We start from the raw sequence: 16,786 nt of genomic DNA, 5'->3' as shown, positions 1-16,786 counted from the left end.
GGGACCTCCTAGCGCGGTGCCATGCGGATGGCGCCGTCGAGGCGGATGACCTCGCCGTTGAGCATCGGGTTCGCCACGATGTGCGCGGCGAGCAGACCGTACTCGCTCGGCTTACCCAGCCGGGCCGGGTGCGGCACCTGCTTGCCGAGCGACTCCTTGGCCTCCTCCGGCAGGCCGCCCAGCAGCGGGGTCTCGAACAGCCCCGGCGCGATGGTGTTGACCCGGATCTGCGCGCTCGCGAGGTCGCGGGCGATCGGCAGCGTCATGCCGACCACGCCGCCCTTCGACGCCGAGTAGGCCGCCTGACCGATCTGGCCCTCGAAGGCCGCGACGGAGGCGGTGTTGATGACGACGCCGCGCTCGCCGTCGACCGGCTCGTTCTGCACCATCCGCTCCGCGGCCAGCCGGATCACGTTGAACGTGCCGATCAGGTTGACCGTGACGACCTTGGTGAAGGCGTCGAGCGGGAACGCGCCCTGCTTGCCGACGGTCTTGATCGCGTTGCCGATGCCGGCGCAGTTGACGGCCACGCGCAGCGTGCCCAGCTCGGCCGCGACGTCGAGCGCCGCGGTGACCTGGGCCTCGTCGGTCACGTCGGCCGCGGCGAAGCGGGCCTTCTCGCCCAGCTTCTCGGCGATCTCGGCGCCCTGCGACGACGGCAGGTCGACGATCACGACCGACGCGCCGGCGTCGAGCAGGGTCTCGGCGGTGGCGAGGCCGAGACCGGAGGCCCCGCCGGTGACGAGCGCGACCTGTCCGGTGATGTCCATGGGGTGAGGAACCTCCAGCTCGGTGGGGGTGTGACGAGGGCGCGGCGCCGGTCGGGCGCCGCGCCCGTCGAGGGGTGGGGTCAGAGCAGCTCGAGGATGGTGGCGTTGGCCTGGCCGCCGCCCTCGCACATCGTCTGCAGGCCGTAACGGATCCCGTTGTCGCGCATGTGGTGGACCAGCGTGGTCATGATCCGTGCGCCGGAACCGCCCAGCGGGTGGCCCAGGGCGATCGCGCCGCCGTTGGGGTTGAGCGCCTTGATGTCCGCGCCCTCGATGTCCGCCAGCCAGGCCATCGGCACCGGGGCGAACGCCTCGTTGACCTCGAAGGCGCCGATCTCGTCGATCGTGAGGCCGGACTTGGCGAGCGCCTTCCGGGTGGCCGGGATCGGCGCGGTCAGCATGATGACCGGGTCGGCACCGGCGAGGACCGCGGTGTGCACCCGGGCGATCGGGGTGAGGCCGAGCTCTGCGGCCTTCTCCGAGGTGGTCATCAGCAGCGCCGCGGAGCCGTCCGAGATCTGGGAGGCGTTGCCGGCGTGGATCACGCCGTCCTCCTTGAAGACCGTCTTCAGCGTGGCCAGGCCCTCGACCGAGCCGCCGGGGCGGATGCCCTCGTCCTGGCTGATCACGGTGCCGTCGGGCAGCGTGACCGGGGCGATCTGGCCCTCGAACCGGCCCGCGGCCCGGGCGGCGGCGGCCTTCTCGTGGCTGCCGAGCGCGAACTCGTCGAGCTGCGTGCGCGAGAAGCCCCACTGCTCGGCGATCATCTCGGCGCCGACGCCCTGGTTGGGGAACACGCCGTCGTAACGGGCCAGGAACTTCTCGCCGAACGGGTTCTGCCCGTTGGACGAGGAGCCCATCGGGACGCGGGACATGGACTCCACGCCACCCGCGACGACGACGTCGTACTGGCCCGCGATCAGGCCCGCCGCGGCGAAGTGCACGGACTGCTGGGAGGACCCGCACTGCCGGTCCACGGTCACGCCGGTGACGGTCTCCGGGAACCCGGCGGCGAGCGCGGCGGTGCGGCCGATGTCCATGGTCTGCTCGCCGACCTGGGACACGCAGCCCCAGATGACGTCCTCGATCACGGACGGGTCGACGCCCGAGCGCTCGGCCAGCGAGGTGAGGACGTGCGCCGACAGGTCGGCGGGGTGGACGCCGGACAGGCCGCCGTTGCGCTTGCCGACGGGGGTGCGCACGGCTTCGACGATGACTGCATCACGCACGGTCGAGCTCCTTCTCTCGCGGGGTGAGGTCGCAGGTGACTGCTACCGACGGTGCCCGGGCGGGAGCGCCGTCGCCTGAGGGCACCGTAGCAGCGAAACAGTCAACTCTGACCGTCCGGACGGTGTGGCGTACAGAACACTCGTTCAGATCGCCTGGTCAGACCGCCCCGTTGGAGGCCCTCGAGCCGGAGGTGCACCACCGCACGAGCCGGAATTTCCGGCACCGCGAGTCGCGCCCTGGGCTCCCGCGAGTCGCGCCCTGGGCTCCGGTGAGTCGCGCCCTGGGCTCCCGCGAGTCGCGCCCTGGGCTCCCGCGAGTCGCGCCCTGGGCTCCATGATGGTCGGAGGTGTGCGCGCAGGCTTCCCGGACCGCCACCGCCGCGCGACAACACTGATCACGGAACCGGCCGCATGGCATCCCTGGGGCGGCCGCACCCGATGATCGCTCGTTGCGTGCACCTGCGGCCGGTCGAGCTGCCGCCGCTGCACGAAGTCGCCGATCACGCGGCAGAGGTGCCTCGGAACTCGCGACCCGCGGAAGCCCTCGCGGCGGTCGCGCCGCCGACCCGCGCGCTCACAGCGAGCTCGATCCGGCGTGCCCGTCCGTCGCGGCGCCCTTGCGCAGCGCCTCCCGCACCGCGGTGACCGCCTCGAAGAACGCGGCGGTCTCGCGGACGTCCTCCACGGTGTCGGGCCGGTGCCCCCCTCGCTCGCCCGGTGATCCGGGCGCAGGCGAATCCTGAGAGGTTGGGATGACGGCGGCGTCACCGACGAGTTCCCACTGCCTCCGACCGGTCCCCCGGGTCACGACTCGGCAACGGGGTGACAGCACGCGCACCGGACGTGACGATCGCGCGTCGCGGCACCGATGCCCCTTGCGCGGCGGCCCGCCCCGGCAGCAAGGTGACCGCCTCACGTTCCGTGCGAAGGGGGGCTTCGATGGCACGTACTGTCCGGGCCGCGATCCTGCAGGCCAAGTGGACCGGCGACACCGCGTCCATGGTCGACGTGCACGAGTCCTCCGCCCGGGCCGCCGCCGAGCAGGGCGCTCGGGTGATGGGGTTCCAGGAGGTCTTCAACGGCCCGTACTTCTGCCAGGTCCAGGAGGCGGAGCACTACCACCGCGCCGAGCCGGTGCCCGGCGGGCCGACCGTGCAACGGATGGCCGCGCTCGCGAAGGAGCTCGGCATGGTGCTCGTCGTACCCGTCTTCGAGATCGAGAGCTCCGGCAACTACTACAACACCGCCGCGGTGATCGACGCCGACGGCACCGTGCTGGGCAAGTACCGCAAGCACCACATCCCGCAGGTCGAGGGATTCTGGGAGAAGTACTACTTCAAGCCCGGCAACCTCGGCTGGCCGGTGTTCGACACCGCGGTCGGCAAGGTCGGCGTGTACATCTGCTACGACCGCCACTTCCCCGAGGGCTGGCGCGCGCTCGGCCTCGCGGGCGCGGAGATCGTCTTCAATCCCAGCGCGACCAGCCGCGGACTGTCCGCCTACCTCTGGCAGCTCGAGCAGCCGGCCGCCGCGGTGGCCAACGAGTACTTCGTCGCCGCGATCAACCGGGTCGGCGTGGAGGAGTACGGGGACAACGACTTCTACGGCACCAGCTACTTCGTCGACCCGCGCGGGCAGTTCGTCGGCGACGTCGGCTCCGGGACCGACGAGGAGCTGATCGTCCGTGACCTCGACCTGGACATGATCGACGAGGTCCGCCAGCAGTGGGCCTTCTACCGCGACCGCCGCCCCGACGCCTACGGCCCGCTGGTGGAGTCGTGAGCAGGGAGCTGTACGACCGCACCCGGGCGGTCCTGCCGAGCTGGCTGGCGCTCTACTACGCCGAACCGATCGAGCTCGACCACGGCTCCGGTCGGCACGTCTGGGACGCCGACGGGAACCGCTACCTGGACTTCTTCGGCGGCATCCTCACCACGATGACCGAGCACGCACTGCCGGCGGTCACCGAGGCCGTCGCCGCCCAGGCCGCGAAGATCGTCCACTCGTCGACGCTGTACCTGAACCGGCCGATGGTGGAGCTGTGCGAGGAGATCGCCGAGGTCAGCGGCATCCCCGACGCCAAGGTCTTCCTCACCACCAGCGGCACCGAGGCCAACGACGCCGCCCTGCTGCTGGCCAGTGCCCGCAACGGCGCGAGCCAGATCCTGGCGCTGCGCAACAGCTACCACGGCCGGTCCTTCTCGACGATCGGGATCACCGGCAACAGCGCCTGGTCGCCGACCTCGCTCTCGCCCTTCCAGACCTACTACGTCCATGGTGGACAGCGGTACCGGTCGCCGTTCGCGCACCTGTCCGACGAGGACTTCGTGAAGGCCTGCGTCGCGGACCTGGAGGACGTGCTCGACCAGACGGACGGGCGGGTGGCGGCGCTGATCGCCGAGCCGATCCAGGGCGTCGGCGGCTTCACCTCGGGGCCCGACGGCGTGCTCGGCGCCTTCGCCGAGGTGCTGCGGGCGCGGGACATCCTCTGGATCTCCGACGAGGTGCAGACCGGCTGGGGCCGCACCGGCGAGCACTTCTGGGGCTGGCAGGCCCATGAGGCCACCCCGAACATCGTCACGTTCGCCAAGGGCGTCGGGAACGGGCTGTCGATGGGCGGCGTGATCGCCCCCGCCGCGATCATGGACAACCTGCCGGCGAACTCGATCTCCACCTTCGGCGGCAGCCCGATCACGTCGGCGGGTGCGCTGGCGAACCTGCGCCACCTGCGCGAGCACGACCTGCAGGCCAACGCGGCGAAGGTCGGCCCGATCCTGCTCGACGGGCTGAAGGCGGCCCGGGCCCCGGTCGTCGGCGACGTCCGGGGCAAGGGCCTGATGATCGGCGTCGAGCTGGTCGAGCCGGGCTCCGGCACGCCCGGGCGGCCCGCGCCGGCGCTGGCCACGGCGGTGCTGGAGGGCTGCCGCGAGCGCGGGCTGCTGGTCGGCAGGGGCGGCCTGCACGGGAACGTCCTGCGCATCGCTCCCCCGCTCTCGCTCACGGCCGAGGAGGCCGAGGACGGGCTGGCGATCCTGGTCGACGCGCTGTCGGCCGCGACCCCGCAGGAGGCGTCGTGAGCACCCTGGCGATCCGCGGCGGGACGGTGATCACCGCCGCCGACGAGGTGGTGGCCGACGTCCTCGTCGAGGGCGGGAAGGTCGTCGCGCTGACCGCACCGGGCGTGCTCGACCTCCGCGCCGACACCGAGCTCGACGCGGTCGGCCGCTACGTGATCCCCGGCGGGGTCGACGCGCACACGCACATGGAGATGCCCTTCGGCGGGACCTTCGCCGCGGACACCTTCGAGACGGGCACGCGCGCCGCGGCCTGGGGCGGCACGACCACGATCATCGACTTCCCGATCCAGACCGCGGCGAGCCGCGAGACCGGCGGAGCGGGCGGGTCGCTGCGCGCGGCGCTCGACACCTGGCACGAGAAGGCGGCCGGCACGTGCGCGATCGACTACGGCTTCCACATGATCCTGGCCGACGTCACCGAGTCCTCGCTCAAGGAGATGGAGGTGCTCGTCGGCGAGGGCGTCACCAGCTTCAAGCTGTTCATGGCCTATCCCGGCGTCTTCTACTCCGACGACGGGAGGATCCTGCGCGCCATGCAGAAGGCCGGCGAGACCGGCGGTCTGATCATGATGCACGCGGAGAACGGGATCGCCATCGACGTGCTCGCCGAGCAGGCGCTCGCCCGCGGCCAGACCGACCCGCGCCACCACGGCGACGTCCGGCACGCGCTGCTGGAGGCGGAGGCGACCTACCGGGCGATCCAGCTCGCCCGGGTCGCCGGGGCCCCGCTGTACGTGGTGCACCTGTCGGCGCAGCAGGCGCTCGCCGAGATCGCGCACGCGCGCGAGATCGGCGTCAACGCGTTCGCCGAGACCTGCCCGCAGTACCTGTTCCTGTCCACGGACGACCTGGCGCGGCCGGACTTCGAGGGCGCCAAGTACGTCTGCTCGACGCCGCTGCGGCCCGCCGAGCACCAGGCCGCGCTGTGGCGCGGGCTGCGCAACGACGACCTGTCGGTGGTCTCCACCGACCACTGCCCCTTCTGCTTCAAGGGGCAGAAGGAGCTGGGGCGCGGGGACTTCACGAAGATCCCCAACGGGCTGCCGGGCGTCGAGACCCGGATGGACCTGCTGCACCAGGGCGTGGTCGACGGGCACATCTCGCGGCGGCGGTGGATCGAGCTCGCGTGCGCGACGCCGGCGCGGATGTTCGGCCTCTATCCGCGCAAGGGCACCATCGTGCCCGGGTCGGACGCCGACATCGTGATCTACGACCCCACCGCCGAGCACACGCACTCGGCCGCCACGCACCACATGGCCGTCGACTACTCCTGCTACGAGGGCCGGACCACCACGGGCAGGGTCGAGACGGTGCTGTCCCGCGGCACGGTGATCGTCGCCGGCGGCGAGTACCTCGGCTCACCCGGCCACGGGCAGTTCCTGCCCCGCGACACCTGCCAGTACCTGCGCTGATCGGAAGGTGACCGGCATGGACGTCGGACTGGTGCTGCAGACGGACCCGCCCGCCTCGACGGTCGTCGACCTGATGGCGCGGGCGGAGGGGCTCGGGTTCGGCCACGGCTGGACCTTCGACTCGCACATGCTCTGGCAGGAGCCGTTCGTGATCTACAGCCGGATCCTGGAGCGGACCACGCGCCTGGTCGTCGGGCCGATGGTCACCAACCCGGGCACCCGCGACTGGACGGTGCTGGCCTCGCTGTTCGCCACGCTCGACGACATGTTCGGCCCGCGCACGGTCTGCGGGATCGGGCGAGGCGACTCGGCGATGCGCGTGCAGGGCCGCCCGCCGACCACGCTGGCCCGGCTCGAGGCGTCGATCGCGGTCATCCGCGGGCTCACCGCCGGGCGGGCCGTCGACCTCGGCGGCACCGAGGTCCGGATCCCGTGGGTCCGCGAGGGTGCGCCGGCCGTGCCGATCTGGGTCGCCGGGTACGGGCCCAAGGCACTCGCGCTGGCCGGGCGCTGCGCCGACGGGTTCGTGCTCCAGCTCGCCGACCCGTACCTGGTGGAGTGGACGATCAAGACGGTGCGCGCCGCCGCCGCGGACGCGGGCCGCGACCCCGACGCGATCACCATGTGCGTGGCCGCGCCCGCCTACGTGACCGACGATCTCGTGCACGCCCGGGACCAGACGCGCTGGTTCGGCGGCATGGTGGGCAACCACGTCGCCGACCTCGTGACCCGCTACGGCGAGGCCTCCGCGGCGGTGCCGCCCGAGCTCACCGGGTACATCAAGGGTCGCGGCGGCTACGACTACAGCCACCACGGCCGCGCCGGCAACCGGTCCACCGACTTCGTGCCCGACGAGGTCGTCGACCGGTTCTGCCTGCTCGGGCCGCCCGCGGCGCAGCGGGAGCGGCTCGCCGAGCTGGCCTCGCTGGGCGTCGACCAGTTCGCGGTCTACGCCATGCACGACGACCGCGAGGCGACGATCGAGGCCTACGGGGCGGAGGTCATCGGGCGGGTGTGACCCGCGCGCGGGGGGCGACGGGGTCGTCCGCCGGCCGGATCCCGAGCGCCGGGACCAGCCGGCGATGGAGGTAGCCGCGCAGGGCCTGCTCGTCGGCGGCGTCCCCGTCGAACCACACCAGGGACAGCAGGAACCGGATGACGGTCTCGGCGATCTCGTCGAGCTCGGCCTCCAGCTCGGGCTGGAACCGGAGCACCGGGCTGAGGAACCGCTTGGTCATGGCCAGCGCCTCGGCCGAGAGGCTGGCCCTGGCCAGGGCGAACGTCGAGCGGTCCGGGAAGGCGACCGGAGCCAGGGCGGGCTGGGTGCGGAACTCGTAGCGGGCGCGCAGGGTGGTCTCGACGACGAGCTCGGCCGCCGAGGTCGCCTCGCGCGCGCTCTCCCAGATGCGCTCCACGATCTGCTCGGAGAGCCGCAGCAGGGCCGACGACACCAGCTGCTCCCGGGAGCCGAAGTGCCGGTACACCGTGGGCCGGGACACGCCGGCCCGCCCGGCCACGGCGCTCAGCGACGTGCCGTCGAACCCCGTGGCCGCGAGGCACTCCACCGCGGCGTCGAGGATCCGCGTGCGCACGTCCACGGTCGCATTCTCGCAGGTCAGTCGCCGGGATGGATCACCGACTTGATCGCGGTCCGGTCACGGTCCGGAGCCGTGAGGGCCGCCTCCGTGTCCGCCAGTCCGAAGTGGCCCGTCACGAGCGCGCCGAGATCGACGCGGCCGGAGGCGGCCAGCGCGATCGCGGTCGGCCAGGTGTTGGCGTACCGGAAGGTGGCGATCAGCTCGATCTCCCTGCGCTGCAACGAGCCCAACGGGAGTGCGAGGTCCGCCGAACCGCTGCCCACCAGCACCGCGCGGCCGGCGGGCGCCAGCACGTCCAGCGCCGCACGGGTGGCCCCGGGTGCCCGGAGCACTCGAGCAGCACCTCGGGCTCCAGCCCGGCGAGTGCCGACCGCGACACGTCCACGGTGGAGGTCGCACCCAGTCCGGCGGCGACCTCGAGCCGGTGGGCGTTGACATCCGCGACGACGACCTCGCCGGCACCGGCCGCCGCCGCGACCTGCATCGCGAGCAGCCCGATCGGTCCGGCGCCGTTGACCAGCACCCGGCTGCCCGGACCGATCCCGCCCCTGCGCGCCGCCCACACGCCGACGGACAACGGCTCGAGGAGGGCGGCGCGGTCGTCGTCCAGGCGGTCCGGGACGGGATGGGCGAAGGCCTCGTGCACCACGACGTACTCGGCGAGGGCGCCGTCGACCGGCGGCGTCGCGAAGAACTCCATCCGCGGACAGAGGTGGTAGCGACCCGCGAGGCACTGGGCACAGGTGAGGTCCGGGCGCCCCGGCTCGATCGAGACCCTGGTGCCCGGCCGGACCCGGCTCACCCCGTGCCCCAGCGCGACGACCTCGCCGGACGGCTCGTGTCCGAGCACCAGCGGCGAGGAGACCACGAAGTCGCCGATCCGGCCGTGCTCGTAGTAGTGGACGTCGGAGCCGCAGACGCCGACCGAGGCCACCCGGACCAGCACCTCACCCGGGCCGGGCTCGGGCACCGGCCGTTCCTCCAGCGCGATCTCGCCGATCCGCCGCAGCACCGCGGCACGCATCGAGGAAGCCATCCCCCCAGGGTGCCCGGCCCGCCGGGATCCGTCGCCCCGGAGCCGTCCGGGCCGGCGCGGATCCCGGCCGGGCGGCGGGGCGGGTGCTCAGGGCGCCATGACCTGCTTGACGTCGAGGTTGCGGAAGGTCGGCTCGCCCTTCGCCAGGGCGGTCAGCTGCTCGGCGATGCGTTGCGTGGCGGGGTGCTTCGAGTTGCGCATCGCGGCCTCGTAGTCGGGGAAGCCGACGAACTGGACGTACCGGCCGGGCCGATCCCGGTCGGCCGTCACGACGGACCAGCCCGCCGTCCGCGCGTCGCCGATCTCCTCCAGCCATTCCTTCTCGAGCTCGGCGAACCGGCTGATGTCGTCCGCGTCGAACTCGATGACCTGCACGAACGCACCCTGGGCCACCTCGAGCGGCTCGGCGGCCGGGGTCATCGCGCCGCGGATGCCGTCGCGGAGCTCCGCGTCGTCCGTGTGGCCGTGCACGTCCACCGCGTGGGCGACGGCGGCGCGCAGCACCTCCTCCGGCTCGCCGGCGATCGTCAGGCCGCACTCCGACTCGCTCGGCATCGTGCGACAGTCGACCATCATCCTCGCCATGGCGTCCTCCCGGTCCGGGCCCGCGCGGCGCGCGGGGGCCTCACTGCACACCTGCTCACCGACGCCGTCTGTACGCAATTCGGGACGGGACCGTCCGGCGGTACCGGGACCACCGCACGGCACAGCGGGGCTCCGCGTCGGGTGACCCACGCCCACCCCGCCGCATCCTGAAGTCGCTCTCCGTTCATCCCGCGTTCATCCGGTGAACCTACCGTTACGCCCGGCAACACTCCGGGAGAAGCGGCGGGGTCATGGATCTGTCCCTCATCGTCATCGTGGTCGTGGTGACCGCGTTGATCTTTGATTTCACCAACGGCTTCCACGACACCGCGAACGCGATGGCCACGTCCATCGCCACCGGGGCCCTGCGGCCCAGGGTCGCCGTCGCCGTGGCGGGCGTGCTCAACCTGGTCGGCGCGTTCCTGTCCGTGGAGGTCGCCAGGACGATCTCCAGCGGGATCGTCGACGAGACCAGGATCACTCCGGTGGTCATCTTCGCCGGCCTCGTCGGCGCGATCGTGTGGAACCTGGTGACCTGGCTGGTGGGCATGCCGTCGAGTTCCTCGCACGCCCTGTTCGGCGGCCTGATCGGCGCGTCGCTGGTCGCCGCCGGTGTCGGCGCCGTCCACTTCGGCACCGTCGTCACGAAGGTCGTCATCCCGGCTCTGGTCTCGCCGGTCCTGGCCGGGCTGGTCGCCCTCATCGGGACCTACCTCGGCTACCGCGTCACCGCCCGCGCCGACCGCGGCACCGTGTCCACGGGTTTCCGCGTGGGGCAGATCGGGTCCGCGTCGATGGTCGCGTTGGCGCACGGCACCAACGACGCGCAGAAGACCATGGGCGTGATCACCTTGACGCTGATCACCGCGGGCGTGCTGGCCCCGAACTCGAGCCCGCCGTTCTGGGTGATCGCCTCGGCCGGCCTCGCGATCGCGCTCGGCACCTACCTCGGCGGCTGGCGGATCATCCGGACGCTCGGCACGCGGGTCAGCCACATCGAGTCGCCGCAGGGCTTCGCGGCCGAGACCGCCTCGACGGCCGTCATCCTGACCTCCTCGCACCTGGGCTTCGCCCTGTCCACCACGCAGGTCGCCACCGGCGCGATCTTCGGGGCGGGCGCCGGCCGCCGGCTCGCCGGGGTGCGCTGGGGCGTCGCCGGGCAGATGGCGATCGCCTGGATCCTCACCCTGCCCGCGGCCGGGATCGTCGGCGCCGCGGCCGCGTGGGTGGCCTCGACCGGCACCGTCGGCACGGTCGTGGTCGCCGTCGTGGGCGTCGCGGTGGCCGCAGGGATCTACGCGGCCTCGAGGCGCCGGCCCGTCACCGCCGAGAACGTCAACGACGTCCCCGCCCCGGAGCCGGTCGAGCCGCCGGTCCGGCTCGCGGCCTGAGGGAGGAACCCGTGAACATCGCCTGGGGCGCGCTCGGCACCGTCGTGATCGCAGCGCTGGTGATCGGCGTCGCGGTGATCGCGCTGGTGTCGTTCGCCCTGGTCGGGCTGTCTGCCCGCAGCCGGCCCTCGATCGCCGGGCGGCGCGGTCTCGGCCCCGCCACCGGCACCGCGGTCGCCGGGCTGTGCCTGGCCGCCACCGCCCTGATCGTGGGCTACGGGCTGTACGTCATCGTCTCCTGACCCGCTCCCCGACCGGCCGAACGGCGCTCCCGCTCGGCTCTGCCGACGCGGGAGCGCCGTTCGTCCGTGCAGCTCAGCCGGTCGCGACCGCCGGGGCCCCGGCGCCCGACGCGGTGTCCAGCACCAGCCGCGCGATCCGCGAGCGGTGCTGCTCGGCGCTGCCCAGCAGGGCCGCGTCGGTGATCGCCCGCTTGTAGTACAGCTGCGCCTGGTACTCCCAGGTGAAGCCGATGCCGCCGTGCAGCTGGATGGTGTCGGCGGCGATCCGGGAGAAGGCCTGCGAGCAGGTCGCCTGCGCGATGCTCGCGGCGAGCGCCGGGTCGTCCGAGCCGTCGCCCAGGGCCCACACCGCGTGGTAGGCCGCGGAGCGGGCGTGCTCGAGGTCGACGAGCATGTCCGCCAGGCGGTGCTTCACGGCCTGGAAGGAGCCGATCGGCCGGCCGAACTGCAGGCGCCCCTTCGCGTACTCCACGGTCAGGTCGAGCAGGTGCTGCGCGGCCCCGACCTGCTCCACCGCGAGCAGCACCGAGCCCACGACGAGCGCGTGCCCGATGACCCGTTCCGCCTCGTCCGGGCCGGCGACCAGCCGGGCGGGTGCCTCCGCGAAGTGCAGGGTCGCCTGGCGGCGGGTCAGGTCCAGCGTGGTCAGCGGGGTCCGCTCGACCCCGCCCGCGGTCGCGTCGACCGCGAACAACGCGACCCCGTCCGGGCCTGCGGCGGCGACCAGCAGTTCGTCGGCGGCGGCCCCGTCGACCACACGCTCGACGGTGCCGGACACCGTCCAGTCGTCGCCCGCGCGCTCCGCCCGCACCGTCACCGCGGCGGCATCGAACGCACCCGCGCGGTCGGCCGTGGCCACGGCCGCGGTCCGGGTGCCCTCGATCAGCGGGCCGAGCAGCTCCGCACGCACCGGACCGTCCGACGCCGCGACGAGTGCCGGGATCGCCAGGAGGACCGTCCCGAACACGGGCCCGGGGTACAGCGCCGCGCCCAGCTCCTCGACTGCGACGGCCTGGTCGACCAGCGTGCCGCCGACCCCGCCCTGCTCCTCCGGCACGGACAGGCCCAGCACGCCGAGCTCGGAGCCCAGCCGCGTCCAGGCCTTGGGGTCGAAGCCCGGCTCGGACTCCATCAGCCGGCGGACCGCCTGCTCGTCCGCGTTGTCGGCCGCGAACCTACGCACGGCGGAGCGCAGCTCCCGCTGCTCCTCCGAGAACACGAAGGGACGGGACTCCTGCTGGTCAGCCACGAGGGATCTCCTTCCAGGGCTTGCCGGCGTCGGCGCGCAGGTCGCCGGGCAGGCCCAGCACCCGCTCGCCGAGGATGGTGCGCAGCACCTCGGAGGTGCCGCCCTCGATGGTGTTGGCGCGCGAGCGCAGGAAGCGCTGCTGCAGCGGGCCGCGCCAGTCGTCCGTGCGCTCGGTGTCCCGCATCGTGTAGTCGTGGTACAGGATCCCCTCGGGCCCGAGGAGGTCCATGCAGAACTCGTAGACCTGCTGGTTCAGCTCGGCGCCGACGAGCTTGCCCACGGAGCCCTCGGGGCCCGGACCGCCGACGGTCGCCGCCGCGCGGGAGCGTTCGGCGGTCAGCCGCTGGGCCTCGGCCCGCAGCCACAGCTTCGTCAACCGGTCCTCGAGCACCGGGGTGTGCAGGTCCGGCCGCGAGGCCCAGAGCGAGACCGCGTCGGCGATCGTGCCGGTGCCGCGCCGGCTGCCGCTCGACCCGATCGAGCTGCGCTCGTTCATCAGCGTGGTCATGGCGACCCGCCAGCCGTCGCCCACGGCGCCGAGCCGGTGGGCGTCGGGGATGCGGACGTCGGACAGGTAGACCTCGTTGAACTCGGCCTGCCCGGTCATCTGCCGCAACGGGCGGGTCTCGACACCCGGGCCCTTCATGTCGACGACGAAGTAGGTCAGGCCCTTGTGCTTCGGCGCGTCCGGGTCGGTGCGGGCCAGCAGCAGCGCCCAGCGCGCCCGGTGCGCCAGCGAGGTCCACACCTTCTGTCCGTTGACCACCCAGTCGTCGCCGTCGCGGACGGCGGAGGTGGCCAGCCCGGCCAGGTCGGAGCCGGCTCCGGGCTCGGAGAACAGCTGGCACCAGATGTGCTCGGTGGTCGCGAGCGGGCGCAACCACTCGCGCGTGAGCTCGTCCGTTCGGGCGTGCTCGCGCAGCGTCGGCGCGGCCATGCCGTAGCCGATGGGGTTCAGGGCGAACGGGACGGGGCCGCCGGCGTCCTGCAGGATCCCGTCGGCGACCGCCTGCAGGCCGCGGGAGACGCCGAGGCCGCCCAGGCCCTCGGGGAAGTGGACCCAGGAGAGGCCGGCGTCGAAACAGGCGGCGAGGAACTCCCGCGTCGGGACGCTCGTGGGGTCGTGCTCCTGCACGACCTTCCGCGCGGCGTCCGCGACCCGGGACGAGTCGGCAGCGGTGCTCATGCCGGGAACGATATGTGGTGAACGCTCGTTAAGATAGGCCCTCCGCCCGTCGTGTCCACTCGCCCCGCGCGGAGGACTGTTCACCGAAAGGGTTGCGGACGCGACCTCCCCGGAGTGTCGGGATCCGCACGTCAGGGGTATGCAGGAAGGGTGAGCGTCCCGGAGTCCCGCCCCCCGCACCTGACCGATGCCGAACGCCAGCAGCTCGAGGAGCTCGAGCGACGGCTGGTCGGCCAGTTCCCCGACCTCGACCACCGGTTCCGGAACACCTCCGGCAGCGGCGGCTCCGCGCCCGCCGAGGTCCGCCGTGCGCACGCCGTCTTCGCCGTGGTCGCCCTGGTCATGGTGATCGTCGCGGCCGCGGTCGGCGGTGCCGGGGGCGCGCTGGCGGTGCTGCTGAGCATCGGCGGCACCGTCGGCATCCTCGCCCTGGTGGGGCGCAACCTGGCCCGCGCCCGGGCCGCGACCGAGGCGGCCACGCAGCGCCGCGCCGACAGCGGTACCGAGGTCTGAGGGACCCACCCGTTACCGGCGGGCACACTGCGGACGTGCCCGCCCTCGTCGCCGACCCCGGCGCCCTCCCCGACCTGCCCGTCCGGGCGGCGCTCACCGATGTCACCGGCACGCTCACCGCGCACGGGGCCGCCGTCCTCGTCGCGCCGCCCGGCACCGGCAAGACCACACTCGTCCCGCTCGCGCTCGCCGACGCCGTCCCGGGGCGGGTCGTCGTCGCCGAGCCCCGGCGCGTCGCCACCCGGGCCGCCGCGCGGCGGATGGCCGCGCTGCTCGGCGAGGAGGTCGGCGGCCGGGTCGGCTACTCGGTGCGCGGCGACTCGCGCACCTCGGCGGACACCCGGGTCGAGGTCGTCACCTCCGGGCTGCTGCTGCGCCGGCTGGCCCGCGACCCGGAGCTCCCGGGCGTCGGGGCCGTCGTGCTCGACGAGTGCCACGAGCGGCACCTCGACGCGGACCTGCTGCTCACCCTGCTGCTCGACGCCCGGGAGGGGCTCCGCCCGGACCTGCCGCTGCTCGCGGCCTCGGCCACCGTCGCGGCAGGCCGCCTCGCGGCGCTGCTCGGCGCCGCGGACCCGGCGCCGGTGGTGGAGGTCGAGGCACGGACCCATCCGGTCACCGTCCGGCACACCCCGCCGCAGCGCGGCGAGCGGATCGAGGCGTGCGTCGCGCGCGGGGTCCGCGCGGCGCTCGAGCGGACGGACGGGGCGGTGCTCGCGTTCCTGCCCGGGGTACCGGAGATCCGCCGGACCGAGGCCGCGCTGAGCGGCCTCGGGGTGCCGGTGCTACCGCTCCACGGGCGGTTGCGGCCCGCCGAGCAGGACGCCGCACTGCGCGACACCGGGAAGCGCGTGGTGCTGGCCACCTCGATCGCCGAGTCGAGCCTGACCGTGCCGGGGGTGCGCGCCGTCGTCGACTCGGGGCTGGCGCGGGTCCCGCGGGTCGACCACCGCCGCGGCCTCGCCGGGCTGGTGACGATCCCGGAATCCGGGGCCGTCGCCGAGCAGCGAGCGGGGCGCGCCGGGCGGGAGGCGCCGGGCGAGGCGTACCGCTGCTGGCCGGAAGGACGGGTGCTCGCGCCGTTCCCGCAGCCGGAGATTCGCACCGCCGACCTCACCCGGCTCGCCCTCGACCTCGCCGTGTGGGGCACGCCCGACGGGTCCGGCCTGCACTGGTGGGACGCCCCACCGGAGGGCCCGCTCGCGGCCGGGCGGGCGGTGCTGCGGGCGCTCGGCGCGGTCGACGCCACCGGTGCGGCGACGCCGCGCGGGGAGCGGATGGCCGGGCTCGGGCTGCACCCGCGACTGGCCCGCGCGCTGCTCGACGGCGCCGCGGCCGTCGGGCCCCGGGCCGCGGCCGAGGTCGTCGCCCTGCTCGACGACGGCACCCTCGCCACCGGCACCGACCTCGCCGCCGAGCTGGGCCGGCTGCGGAGCGGGCACCACCCGGCCGCCGGACGCTGGCGCGCGGAGGCGGCCCGGCTGGCCCGGCTCGTGCCCGGGTCGGGAGACGCCGGCGGCGGATCGGAGGCGGCGCTGGTGGCGGGCCTGGCCCATCCGGAGCGGACCGCGCGGCGGCGCCCCGGGGAGGCGCCGGTGTTCCTGATGGCCGGCGGCACGGCCGTCGAGGTCGCCGACGCCGGGCTCGGCGCCCGGGAATGGCTCGCCGTCGCGGTCGCGGACCGCACACCCGGAGCGGCGCACGGCCGGGTGCGCCTGGCGGCGGCCGCCGACCGGGCGCTCGCCGAGGAGGTGGCGTCGGCGCTGCTCGACGACCTCGAGGAGGTGGTCTGGGCCGACGGCGACGTCCGTGCCCGCCGGGTGCGCCGGCTCGGCGCGATCGTGCTGGAGGAGCGGCCGTTGCGCGATCCCGATCCGGCGCTGGTACGGGAGGCGCTGGTCGCCGGGCTGCGCGCCGAGGGCACCGGACTGCTGCGCTGGACCGCCGCGGACCGGGCGCTGCGCGACCGGCTCGCCTTCCTGCACCGCACCCTCGGCGGTGAGTGGCCGGGGGTCGCCGAGGAGGATCTGGTCGCGGGGGCCGCCGACCCGGCGGGGTGGCTGGCGGCCCCGCTGGCCGGGGCGCGGCGCCGGGCCGACCTCGCGGCCGTCGACGTCGGGTCGGCGCTGCGCAGCCTGGTCGGCTGGCCCCTGGCGGGGCGGATCGACCAGCTCGCCCCGGAGCGGATCACCGTACCGAGCGGCTCACGGATCGCCGTCGACTACTCCGGCGACCGGCCGGTCCTGCCCGTCCGGGTGCAGGAGGCCTTCGGGTGGACGGACACACCGCGGGTCGCCGGCGTCGCCGTCCTGCTGCACCTGCTCTCGCCCGCGGGCAGGCCGGCCGCCGTGACCGACGACCTCGGCTCCTTCTGGGCGACCGGGTACCCGCAGGTCCGCGCCGAGCTGCGCGGGCGCTACCCGAAGCACCACTGGCCGGAGGACCCGCGGTCCGCCACCCCGACCCGGCGGACCGGGCGGAACCGGCCGGACTGAGGA

At 74.1% G+C, this 16,786-nt stretch carries 16 protein-coding genes; 8 read left to right on the top strand and 8 right to left on the bottom strand.

Annotated features, from left to right (window positions below; genetic code table 11):
• Window positions 1-8 precede the first annotated feature (8 nt).
• Window positions 9-770, bottom strand: coding sequence for a 3-hydroxyacyl-CoA dehydrogenase (locus ACL02T_RS02550; RefSeq protein WP_412828981.1), 762 nt, complete (start codon window positions 768-770; stop codon window positions 9-11).
• A gap of 80 nt (window positions 771-850) precedes the next feature.
• Window positions 851-1,999, bottom strand: a complete 1,149-nt coding sequence (locus ACL02T_RS02545; protein WP_412828980.1) for a thiolase family protein — start codon at window positions 1,997-1,999, stop codon at window positions 851-853.
• 939 nt (window positions 2,000-2,938) lie between these two features.
• On the opposite strand from ACL02T_RS02545, the gene ACL02T_RS02540 reads away from it, so the two are divergent.
• From ACL02T_RS02540 to ACL02T_RS02525, 4 genes are read left to right on the top strand one after another with little or no spacing between them, the layout of a single operon-like run.
• Window positions 2,939-3,781: a nitrilase-related carbon-nitrogen hydrolase gene (locus ACL02T_RS02540; protein ID WP_412828979.1), complete on the top strand. Its 843-nt coding sequence runs from the start codon at window positions 2,939-2,941 to the stop codon at window positions 3,779-3,781.
• Complete coding sequence (locus tag ACL02T_RS02535; RefSeq protein ID WP_412828978.1) at window positions 3,778-5,076, top strand: aspartate aminotransferase family protein; 1,299 nt, start codon at window positions 3,778-3,780, stop codon at window positions 5,074-5,076. Before ACL02T_RS02540 ends, ACL02T_RS02535 begins: the two co-directional genes overlap by 4 nt.
• Window positions 5,073-6,488, top strand: a complete 1,416-nt coding sequence (gene hydA, locus ACL02T_RS02530; RefSeq protein ID WP_412828977.1) for a dihydropyrimidinase — start codon at window positions 5,073-5,075, stop codon at window positions 6,486-6,488. Before ACL02T_RS02535 ends, hydA begins: the two co-directional genes overlap by 4 nt.
• 16 nt (window positions 6,489-6,504) lie before the next feature.
• The gene (locus tag ACL02T_RS02525; RefSeq protein WP_412828976.1) at window positions 6,505-7,506 is read left to right on the top strand and encodes a TIGR03842 family LLM class F420-dependent oxidoreductase; all 1,002 of its coding nucleotides are present in this window, start codon (window positions 6,505-6,507) and stop codon (window positions 7,504-7,506) included.
• On the opposite strand, the gene ACL02T_RS02520 is transcribed toward ACL02T_RS02525, so the two are convergent.
• The 4 genes from ACL02T_RS02520 to ACL02T_RS02505 all read right to left on the bottom strand — a co-directional run bounded on the left by ACL02T_RS02520 (window position 7,490) and on the right by ACL02T_RS02505 (window position 9,677).
• On the bottom strand, window positions 7,490-8,086 hold the full coding sequence (locus ACL02T_RS02520; RefSeq protein ID WP_412828975.1) for a TetR/AcrR family transcriptional regulator: 597 nt from the start codon (window positions 8,084-8,086) through the stop codon (window positions 7,490-7,492). The genes ACL02T_RS02525 and ACL02T_RS02520 overlap by 17 nt on opposite strands.
• Before the next feature lie 17 nt (window positions 8,087-8,103).
• On the bottom strand, window positions 8,104-8,307 hold the full coding sequence (locus ACL02T_RS02515) for a hypothetical protein (protein ID WP_412828974.1): 204 nt from the start codon (window positions 8,305-8,307) through the stop codon (window positions 8,104-8,106).
• Window positions 8,283-9,122, bottom strand: coding sequence for an alcohol dehydrogenase catalytic domain-containing protein (locus ACL02T_RS02510; protein WP_412828973.1), 840 nt, complete (start codon window positions 9,120-9,122; stop codon window positions 8,283-8,285). Before ACL02T_RS02510 ends, ACL02T_RS02515 begins: the two co-directional genes overlap by 25 nt.
• Before the next feature lie 87 nt (window positions 9,123-9,209).
• Window positions 9,210-9,677, bottom strand: coding sequence for a DUF1059 domain-containing protein (locus tag ACL02T_RS02505; RefSeq protein WP_412828972.1), 468 nt, complete (start codon window positions 9,675-9,677; stop codon window positions 9,210-9,212).
• A 281-nt stretch (window positions 9,678-9,958) separates the two neighbouring features.
• On the opposite strand from ACL02T_RS02505, the gene ACL02T_RS02500 reads away from it, so the two are divergent.
• Together ACL02T_RS02500 and ACL02T_RS02495 are read left to right on the top strand one after the other, a co-directional pair.
• Window positions 9,959-11,098, top strand: a complete 1,140-nt coding sequence (locus ACL02T_RS02500) for an inorganic phosphate transporter (protein ID WP_412828971.1) — start codon at window positions 9,959-9,961, stop codon at window positions 11,096-11,098.
• Window positions 11,099-11,109: 11 nt separating this feature from the next.
• Entirely contained in the window at window positions 11,110-11,340 is a 231-nt protein-coding gene (locus ACL02T_RS02495) for a hypothetical protein (RefSeq protein ID WP_412828970.1), read from the top strand.
• Window positions 11,341-11,413: 73 nt separating this feature from the next.
• Here ACL02T_RS02495 and ACL02T_RS02490 read toward each other — a convergent pair whose 3' ends face one another.
• Both ACL02T_RS02490 and ACL02T_RS02485 read right to left on the bottom strand, forming a co-directional pair.
• Entirely contained in the window at window positions 11,414-12,589 is a 1,176-nt protein-coding gene (locus ACL02T_RS02490) for an acyl-CoA dehydrogenase family protein (protein WP_412828969.1), read from the bottom strand.
• Complete coding sequence (locus ACL02T_RS02485; protein WP_412828968.1) at window positions 12,582-13,775, bottom strand: acyl-CoA dehydrogenase family protein; 1,194 nt, start codon at window positions 13,773-13,775, stop codon at window positions 12,582-12,584. The genes ACL02T_RS02490 and ACL02T_RS02485 overlap by 8 nt, the downstream gene beginning before the upstream one ends.
• A gap of 150 nt (window positions 13,776-13,925) precedes the next feature.
• Here ACL02T_RS02485 and ACL02T_RS02480 point away from each other — a divergent pair, with 150 nt between their 5' ends.
• Window positions 13,926-14,288, top strand: a complete 363-nt coding sequence (locus ACL02T_RS02480; RefSeq protein ID WP_412828967.1) for a DUF3040 domain-containing protein — start codon at window positions 13,926-13,928, stop codon at window positions 14,286-14,288.
• A gap of 35 nt (window positions 14,289-14,323) precedes the next feature.
• On the top strand, window positions 14,324-16,783 hold the full coding sequence (gene hrpB / locus ACL02T_RS02475) for an ATP-dependent helicase HrpB (protein ID WP_412828966.1): 2,460 nt from the start codon (window positions 14,324-14,326) through the stop codon (window positions 16,781-16,783).
• The last annotated feature ends 3 nt before the right edge of the window (window positions 16,784-16,786 follow it).

The sequence above is a fragment of the Pseudonocardia oceanicola genome (assembly GCF_047200735.1).
Classification (GTDB): Bacteria; Actinomycetota; Actinomycetes; order Mycobacteriales; family Pseudonocardiaceae; genus Pseudonocardia.
This window is presented reverse-complemented; position numbering and strand designations above follow the sequence as displayed.